Origin of the sequence: Amycolatopsis sp. NPDC059657 (assembly GCF_042734395.1) — a bacterium.
Lineage (GTDB): Bacteria > Actinomycetota > Actinomycetes > Mycobacteriales > Pseudonocardiaceae > Amycolatopsis.
Genome location: NZ_JBHWEB010000004.1, coordinates 39,993 through 48,766, shown reverse-complemented (window position 1 = coordinate 48,766; position 8,774 = coordinate 39,993). Strand labels below are relative to the sequence as shown.

Sequence of the window (8,774 nt, the reverse complement as noted above, 5' to 3'; positions counted from 1 at the left end):
TCCCCCTCACGGGGGGGGGGGGGGGGGCCTAAACTCCTAAGCTTCTTTTTGGCTGCAAGGTTTAGACCCTAACACTTGCCGGTTGAGCGGCAAGTTGACCCGTGCCCTTTAGTCATTATGGCATCTGATTCTTAAAAGAAGATTAACTCTGGTCTGGTCTTCGTGTGTGCTTCTGGCTGGGTGCCCGTAGTACAATTGGGTATGAGTGATGTTGAAGCCGAGATTTCCCGAGTTAGTGCGCTTACGCGTCAACTGTTGACCGAGTATGCAGCGTGGGGCAACAAGATCGTCGTTGGTGAAGTCGGCAACATGATGTACGACGACATGACGGAATTCGTCAACCTTCGCATGGAGACTGTCGAAAGTTGTCTATGGCTGCTCAAGGCCGGCAAGGTGGCAGATGCGCTTGGTCTCTGTAGGTCCTTGCTGGAACATTACCTGCTGTACATGCTGATGTGTCGTGGCAATAAGTACTTCAGGTTGCAGGATCGGGCAGACCTGACTGAGAGCAAGTTCAAGGAGTACTTGGCTGAGCGGCAAGCAGCGCAGATCAAAGAGGCTGCTGACGGAAAGACCAACTGCATCGGCGTAGAGAAGTATCCGCGCGCCAAGCGACACGTTATGTATATCTACGAGGGTGTGAAGGCCAAGGATGAGCCTGAGTTTGTGATCCCGGTTCACTATTTTCATTTTCAAGACTTCCATCCTGAAACAATGCGTCTTCCGGAAGGTGACTACTTCAGCTATCGGGATATTGGCGAAATTGGGAAGGAGGCAATGAAGCGCCATCGAGAGAACGCGACTGAGCGGTATCGTTTCTACCTCTCGTATGACGCACTTTTGCAGTGCTTGGAGCTAAACGGTCTGGTCGACAAGGCGGCATTGACTCGCATAGAGGCGCACTACACCTTCTTGGGTAAGTTTCTGCATCCGACACATGGCGCGGCCCGTGATCTGCATGTTGATCGCAATCATCATAAGGGTGGTACAAGTGCCGGGCTCCCACAACCGTATTCACCGGTTGCCACGTTGCTAGCCAATATCTACGTCTGCTACCTTGTTGCCAGTCTGGTTGATGAAATTGCAGGGTTGTTTGAAGCTGCATCTACGAAGTACTTTTCGGACGTTGCAACGGCCGAGTTGCGTGAGTTGACCAAGCGAATTCGCGATGAATTCTCTTACTTCTGGTTCCTCTTCAACGAGCCAACACTGTACGACAAGTTTCTTTACGCTTCGGCCCAGGCAACTGCGGAGGAGTGGGCCGAATTAGGTGGTCGATACGAGAGCGTTCCGAGCGACCGAGTGAAGTTCAGCAAGGATATCTACAAGCACTTCGGCGACTCTCTGAACGGTTGGTCGAATAATCGTTGCAGGTATCGGTCACCGCTGGAAGGACGCTGAGGCTAGTTCAAGTATGTTTGACAGCCGCGCAGTCTAAAGGCTGACCTGCTTGATTTAGCGATGCTGGTGTGCGTAAATGAGTGCATATGAACACCGGGGTATTTTTTAAGGAGGCGATGCACGAGCTTCTAGGGCAGTATGACAAAGGCGTGAGACAAGTCCTGACAGTCGATGAGTATCACAGAATTCACGTACCTGACCGCACTCTAAGACGCTACAACCTAGATTCTGAAATCGGAACCTTCTGGGATCCTACCTACAACGTTGTCGTCTTGGTCTTCGACAAAAAGTCTGTTCGAGCAACCGTGGGAGACGTACCAGTTGAGGAGTCGCCTTCGGTGCCTGTGCTCAGCGCTGCTGAACTATTTGCTTTGCATGAAGGTGAGGTTGTCCTGGGCGATCTTCCGCGTGAGCTTCGATACATTATCCAACCTGTGGCAGTGCTTAAAGATCTACCTGGGTATGGAGGCGGTGGCGATGAGGCAATTATTTGCTTTCTTTGACGGCGGCACTGACGGCAACGCAACCTAATATCCACTGCCTTGAACGCTCGCTAACTGCTTCTTTAATAGATTGAAACCTATTGACAAAAGGGTCAAAAGCTGACCTTCTAAGCCTAAGGTCGTTGGTTCGAGTCCAACCCGGGGCACCACTGATAAGTGATGCAATTTGGTCAACGTTTGCTTGATTTGACGGCAACGTTTGACGGCAACGCGTAACTACTGCCGTACGGATGAACAAGCGCTCGACTTTTTCTAACGCATCTCGCTGATTGTCGAGCGATACGTGTTGGTAATAGCGACGAGTTGTGTTGACATTAGAGTGACCGAGTATGACCTGAATGTCCCTATCTGGCACCTTCAGGTCTTTTAGCATGGTGCCGCTTGTGTCGCGGAGATCGTGCACCTTTATGCGCCGCGACCCAATCCGGTCGCATATTGCTTGGAAGTCTCGCAAGAAGTTGCGCGGTTCAATGGGGGTTCCCAGCTTGGTGGTGAAGACCAGTTCGGCTCCCTTGGCGGCTTGAAAATGTGCTGAAAGCGCCTCGGCTGCTAGTGATACAAGGGGTTCATCTCGTCTTCCGGCGTCTGTTTTAAGGTCTGCGGTTTGAAGTCTATTGCGCACTCTTTGGAGCTGTTGGCGAACGTGAATCAGGCGCTCGGAAAAGTCTACGTCAGTCCAACGAAGACCGAGCAATTCTCCGCACCGAAAACCGTAAAGTATGCACAGCAAGTAGGCCGGGTAGAGTCGGTGCGTCTTGACGGCTTGGAGAAAGCTTCTCGATTCATCGACAGTCCAAGGCGTATTCTCTTTAGCTTTGTACCTGGGCAGCTTGATCAGGCGGGCAACGTTGCGAAAGACGATTTCAAGCCGCTGTGCGGATGTTAATGCTGCGCTCAAGACCTTGCGCATGTTATGCAAGGTGGAAGGACTTGTAGCGTCGACTGCCTGCTGATCGAAAAATGTTTGCAACATCGGGACCGTGAGTTGCGTTAGTCGCAGTTGACCTATATGCGGCTTCAGGTGTAGACGTACAACCGACTCGTAACGCACATGCGTCAGCGGACGGGCCTTCGCAACCTCGTTTTCTAGCCAGTAGTCGAGGTATGCCCCAAGCTTCCATTCTCTATCAGGTATAGGGATGCCTTGCTGTGTCTTCCCCTTGAGTTCTGCAAGCTTTTCGTGGACTTCCCTACGCGTCTTTCCGTAGATGCGGACGCGTTTTCTTTTGCTGCTTGTAGTTTGGGCGAATATGGCAGCCTCGTACCGCCCATCCTTCCGGCGATAGATCGTTCCCTCACCGTTGGCGTTACGCCCAGCCATCAAGCGGTCTCGCTCTCTGCCCGCAACATAGCGCGTATGGCGCTTAGCTCGACAAGGCGACGTCTGCCAATCTGGACACTGGCTAGCCGCCGAGAGTTGATGAGTTGGTAGACGCTCCACCGGCTAATGCGCAACATGGCGCACACCTCGGTGATGGTGAGCAGTACAGGCTTAACGTCAGCCGGTTCCTGCGGTGTGGCGAGTCGTCGCCAGAGCAGTCGGGCTGGTCGTGCTAGTTCAGTGAACATAGTTCACCTCCTCTCTATTTAGTTGTTGGTCGGGACGGAGGCCGCCCCCGGTCTGGTCGTCGATTGGCGAGACGACCAGACCGGGAGAGATCTCAAGGGGCGTCGGCTTGGCGCTTCAGATGCGCCCGGACGAGTCGCTGCACACTGCTGAGCGAGACGCCGTACTGCTCGGCCAGCGCTCGCTTGGATGCGCCCTTTGCAGCTGCCTGGCAGATGAGCCGGACGGACGCATCATCGAGTCGGTCAGTTACTCGCCACTGTCGCTCGCTCCGACCGGTCGACTGGACACTTCGCCGGGGGCGACGAGGTTGCTGCTGGGCCTTGGTGAGACGCTGTACGGCCCTGACCAGGGAATCCGCTAGGTCAGGGCGGTTGTGATAGACCCTCGTAAGCTCCACACATGAAGTTGCAGATGAACCCCCTGAGCGCTTGGAAATCCCAGGTCAGGCGCTCGCAGGGGGTTCATCTGTGTCAGGGGTTTTGGCGCGGCACGTTGGGTCGCTTACTAGAACTTTGGTAGGACTGCCTGGGTCGTCATCCAGGCTTCTTGCGATCTCAACGAGGACCTTGGCGATCTTGTGCGCGTCTGGTGGATCGTGCCGTACACCGTGAATCCGGATCTTCGACACGCGGGTTCGGGGCTTGTGTTGCCGCTTCTTTGGTTTGGCCATGAGAAGTCACCACCCTGTCGCGAGGGTTCGTCGGTCACGCGGACGGGGACGAGGATCTTGCTGTTCGCCAGCAAGGCTGCTGACGCTGATCTGGATCTCTCACTGAGGATAATCCGGCAGCATCCGGATGTCTTCTCCAGCGAAGAGGACGCTGCGGGTGGACTGCTTCCGGTTCAGCGGACAAGGGCGAGGATCGCCCAAGTCTAGGACCAGTAAGCAGCTGACAGTAGGTTGGTGTTCTGGATCGGCGGTAGGCCGTCATCGAGACCGCGCAGCCGGTCGTAGATGTTACGCATCGTGGCCTTGTCTGGAATGTGCAGTCCGCCCGCCGCGCGCTCCAGAATGGTCAGCGTGCTCACTAGCAAAATCGACCCCACAGTTTGACCGCTGGTCCGGAGCCGTCTGAGTCGGTTGATCTCCGAAGTGGCGATCCGCGCTCCTGACCCGTCGTCGATGAGCACGGTCACTGTCTCGCCGGATTCGGCGGCGACGACCGCGTGCGCGATGACCATTGTCTCGCCCAGATCTTTCGGGTGTTTCAGCCGTTCTTCCATGGGTAGCTGGGTGATCCGATGGACGACCGCTGCAAGTTCGGGTGTCTGGTCATCGGAGAGTATCTGCACCCATTTGGGCGTCAGTTTGTGCTAGACCACTGCGGCGGAGCGGAAGCGCCCATCCTGCCGGGCCTTGCGGAGCACTTCGTCTTGCACGGTCTCCGGGGTGCTGAGCGGACCCAGGATCTCGATGAGGAGGCGCTCTTTGTTGATCGAGAGGAAATTCAGGCCGGGGCCGGCGTCGATGATCGGCCGGTGGCTCATCCTGAGTTTCTCTCTGTCGCCGTAACCTGGCCGTTGTCGTCTGGCGCGTTGAGATCCTCTTCTAGAGCCGCCAGATCTACGTGCACGTCGGGTAGTTCGGCGGGAGCGGCCCACGCGATCTCCTGCTCGGCGGGCACGACACCTGCCTCACGCAGGTCCGCCTCGGCGGCCTCCAGTGTGATGCCGCGCAAGGTGGCGATGGCTTGCGCAGGCACCACCGCCTCCGCGTAGCCCCTGATCGCGCGGGCGAGCAACTGTTGCGGTGCCCTCCGCTGATTGGAGTCGGCCTGCAATGCGCGGTACTGATCACTCCACCCGAACCGGGACGCCAATTGTGGCGCGGTCAGCGCCATCCACTCCTGCTTGGTGTCGTCATCGACGTAATTGGCTTGATGCAGGGCGATGGCGGCAATCTGGGGTGATACCAAGAATCGCTGAACGACCGCAGAGAGGGTGACTTGGGTCACGAACTCTCGATCTTCGAGGAACTCACGCAAGCCCTCGACCGGTACGAGCAGGTGCCGCGCGAAGGCGTCGGCTCGAATCTCCGCGGGGCTGCGTTCGCTCCAGTTGCCCGTACCGTTGTCAGCCCAGTCCTCGAACAGCACGTGGCCAAGTTCGTGGGCAAGCGTGCTGCGTTGTCGCATCGGGTTCGGGGTGCGCGCGACGCCGATGAACACGGCGCCGCGCGCAGGGTCTCGCATTGTGAGGCCGTGTTCATCCGGGCCGACATCGAGTACGGCCACGTCGATCCGTGTCGCCTGCTCAATGATTGCCACAAGGTCACCCAACGGCTGCACGCCCAGGTGGTGCTCTTGGCGGAACCGCGCGGCGGCAGTACGACCTTCAGTTTCAGCGCTCAAGATGATCTATCCACATCAGACCGTGGCGGGGATGGCCTGGTCGTCCAGGTAGTTGTCCAGTTCCAGGAAGTGCAGCAGCGCTTCACGCATGCGATCCATGTCGGAGTCGTTGGTGGCGCGGGCGGCGCACTGCACGCGGTCGGCCACCGTCCCAGCTTCGGTGAGTTGGGCGACCGTATGTCCGGTTGCCCACGCGATCGCGACCACCTCCGGCATCTTCGCCGCTCTATCCCCGGTGATGATCCTCGACAAGGTGGGCTGCGAGATGCCGGTCGCGTCCGCAAGGGCGCGCTGACTGAGGCCCGCAGCAACGCGGGCACGCTCAATAGGCACACCGGCACCCATTGTCATCGCAGCCACCCTTCATGGACTGAATCATGATCGGTTGATGTGATTCAGTGTAGCCTAGTGCGGCATGCAACGCCAGCGCGCTACGACTGAACTACTGCGCGCGCGGGACGCACAGTCGATCGGGTAAGAGCAGCCCAAAGTGCCTGCTCATCGACGGCTACTCCTGCTCAACGTGTTGCTGCTCGGCGCGGGTCGGGGAAGCCGAGGCTGACATAGCCGGGCGCGCGTTTGGCCAGTGAAGAAGCCAGGACGCCGGTGTTGATGTCGTGGTAGTCGTGGACTTCGGCGGTGGACTTGCCGGGGTGCGCGCGGAGGATCCGACCCGCATACTGGACGAGGCGTCCCTTGAACGCGATCGGTGCGGCGAGGAAGAGCGTGTCCAGGACGGGGCAGTCGAATCCTTCGCCGACGAATGGTCCAGTGGCAACGACCAGTAGCGGTACTCCGTCCGCGGGTCGGAGGCGGGCGAGGGCGTCGCGGCGGGCGGTCGCGGTCATGCCGCCGCGCAGCACGATCGGGTCGAGCGAGCGTCGCCGGAGTTCCTCGGCGAACCGTTCGACGTGGGTGGTCCACTGGGTGAGCAGTAGGCAGTGCCGATCTCGTTTCAGCGCAGCGATCACATCGTCGACGACCTGGGTGAGGCGGGCGTCGTTGGCCACGAGATCGCGGTAGATGGCCGCCATCCCGCCGGGCTTCGTCGGGTCGGCGTCACCGGAATAGCGGTAGGCGGTGTCGTGTACGCGGAGCACTGGCTTCGGACGCTGCGCGGTCGTGTCCAATTCGAGTTGGGGCGTGCTGTCCTCGCCGGGACGGGTGGGTTGTGTGATGGTGTGCCGGATCGGGCCCAGCTGGAGGGCTATCAAGTCGTCCAGCTTGTCGCGTCGGTACGGAGTGGCGGTGAGTCCGAGCCAGCGGCTGGCCGGGATCTGCTTGACGGCGTGCTCGAACGCGGCGGCGGGGATGTGGTGGCACTCATCGACGACGACCAGCCCGTAGCCGCTGGTGAGCTCCTCGATGTCGGTCTTGCGTGCCAGCGTTTGCAGCATGACGACATCGACCACGCCACGGGTTTTGCGGCGACCACCGCCGAGTTGGCCGGCTTTGACGCCCAGCATTTCGCTGATGCGGGTGCGCCACTGGTCGGCCAGGGTCTTGCGGTCGACCAGCACGAGCGTGGAGGTCGCATGGGCGGCGATGACCGCGCAGGCCATCACGGTCTTGCCCGCGCCCGGCGGCGCGACCAGCACACCGAGATCATGATCGCGTAGGTCGTCTACGGCGTCTTGCTGCTGACGGGTCAGCGTAGCCGCGAACGTGAACTCCCGTGCCTCGCCGGCCTGCCGCCCATCGATCACCTCAAGGCGGCTGCCCGCCTGCTCGACCAGCGAGGCCACCGTGTCGTGCAGCCCCCGGGGCAGGATGAGCCCGCCGTCGAGTGTCTCGTCGTAACTGCGCAAGAACCGCGGTGTGTCCCACGTGGACATTCGGAGTCGCTGGCGCTCGTAGAACACCGGATTCGTCATCGATGCCGCATGCTTCAGCGTCGCGTGCAGCGCTGGGGTCAACTCCCCTGATTCCAGCCGGATTCCCGAGCTGAGCCCGGCGTGCACAATGGGCGTTGCGGTGGTACGGATCCGAGTCGAGACCGCAGCACCGATCTTGTCGATGGCGGCACCGACAGTGACTCCACCGGCGCGGCGCGCGACCCGATTGACCTCGGCCGGGCTGATGCGGCCGAGCGAGGACAGGTACGCCCACTGGTCATCGTGTGGTTCCATCGTCGCCAGATCGAGGAACGCCGTCGCGCCGTCCTGGCGGGCCTTGCCCTGCAAAGGCGCGGCGATCAGATTCCCCACGCCGCCCGAAGGCAGCACATCCTGCGACGGGAAGAGCCGGTCGTAGCTGGCCAGGTCCATGCGGCCACGCACCGCCATCGCCTCCCGCAAGAGGGCGGTGCCAAGTCGGCGAGCCGTTTCCGCGGGCACAGGTGCGGTGAAGAAGACCCAAGCATGGGCGCCAACGCCCGAGCGCGACACTTCCAACGCGGCCGGCACCGAGCACGCTCTGGCGGCCTTCAGATAGGCCAGGGCATCCAGCATCGCCATCGGGCCGTCGAAGTCGGCCGCCAGCCACCAGCACAAGTCACCATCCAACAGCGGATACAGTCCGACATGCACGTCACCGGTCAGGTGCGTCCGCAGCACGTCCTTGCTCAGCGGCAGGTAGTCGCGGTCCTCATGCCGGACGCCCTTGCGCCACCCGCCGCGCACCGCCGGCAGCCAACCAGCTTTGCCAGTACGCGAGTTCTCCCATCGCGTGGCGTAGATGTCGATGCGGGCGGCGAACAGGGCAGCGAAGAAATCGACCTTCACCTCCGGGGCCGATCGCCGGTCGACCGGGCCGGGGTGCGCTTCGAAGAAGCCGGTCTGAATCGGGCCGGGCGGAGCCGCCTGTTTCGGTGTCAGCTCCAACAGCCGCAGCAACCGCGTGTTCTCCGCTCGCAACTGAGTTGTCAGCGCGCGGAGTTCCGCAAGTTCCTCCGCGAGCCCCGCAGCCTTCGCCGACTGGAGATCGTCTTTCACAGAGCCCACCGTAGAT

The 8,774-nt window shown here is 60.1% G+C and carries 9 protein-coding genes; 2 read left to right on the top strand and 7 right to left on the bottom strand.

Annotated elements, in window-relative coordinates; translation table 11 throughout:
• Window positions 1–201: 201 nt before the first annotated feature.
• Window positions 202–1,401: a hypothetical protein gene (locus ACFV15_RS03305; RefSeq protein WP_378348501.1), complete on the top strand. Its 1,200-nt coding sequence runs from the start codon at window positions 202–204 to the stop codon at window positions 1,399–1,401.
• An 86-nt stretch (window positions 1,402–1,487) separates the two neighbouring features.
• Complete coding sequence (locus ACFV15_RS03300; RefSeq protein ID WP_378348500.1) at window positions 1,488–1,904, top strand: hypothetical protein; 417 nt, start codon at window positions 1,488–1,490, stop codon at window positions 1,902–1,904.
• Here ACFV15_RS03300 and xerC read toward each other — a convergent pair.
• From xerC to ACFV15_RS03265, 7 genes are all read right to left on the bottom strand, one after another.
• On the bottom strand, window positions 1,888–3,225 hold the full coding sequence (gene xerC / locus ACFV15_RS03295; protein WP_378348499.1) for a tyrosine recombinase XerC: 1,338 nt from the start codon (window positions 3,223–3,225) through the stop codon (window positions 1,888–1,890). The genes ACFV15_RS03300 and xerC overlap by 17 nt on opposite strands.
• Window positions 3,225–3,473: a helix-turn-helix domain-containing protein gene (locus ACFV15_RS03290; RefSeq protein WP_378348498.1), complete on the bottom strand. Its 249-nt coding sequence runs from the start codon at window positions 3,471–3,473 to the stop codon at window positions 3,225–3,227. Before ACFV15_RS03290 ends, xerC begins: the two co-directional genes overlap by 1 nt.
• An 874-nt stretch (window positions 3,474–4,347) precedes the next feature.
• A complete protein-coding gene (locus ACFV15_RS03285) occupies window positions 4,348–4,767 on the bottom strand; it encodes a hypothetical protein (protein ID WP_378348497.1) in 420 nt (139 codons plus the stop codon).
• A 21-nt stretch (window positions 4,768–4,788) separates the two neighbouring features.
• Window positions 4,789–4,962 (bottom strand): hypothetical protein, encoded by a 174-nt coding sequence (locus ACFV15_RS03280; protein ID WP_378348496.1) that lies wholly within the window; start codon window positions 4,960–4,962, stop codon window positions 4,789–4,791.
• Window positions 4,959–5,825: an ImmA/IrrE family metallo-endopeptidase gene (locus ACFV15_RS03275; protein WP_378348495.1), complete on the bottom strand. Its 867-nt coding sequence runs from the start codon at window positions 5,823–5,825 to the stop codon at window positions 4,959–4,961. Before ACFV15_RS03275 ends, ACFV15_RS03280 begins: the two co-directional genes overlap by 4 nt.
• Window positions 5,826–5,840: 15 nt before the next feature.
• A complete protein-coding gene (locus ACFV15_RS03270; protein ID WP_378348494.1) occupies window positions 5,841–6,176 on the bottom strand; it encodes a helix-turn-helix domain-containing protein in 336 nt (111 codons plus the stop codon).
• A 167-nt stretch (window positions 6,177–6,343) separates the two neighbouring features.
• Window positions 6,344–8,758: a DEAD/DEAH box helicase family protein gene (locus ACFV15_RS03265; RefSeq protein ID WP_378348493.1), complete on the bottom strand. Its 2,415-nt coding sequence runs from the start codon at window positions 8,756–8,758 to the stop codon at window positions 6,344–6,346.
• Window positions 8,759–8,774: the final 16 nt, after the last annotated feature.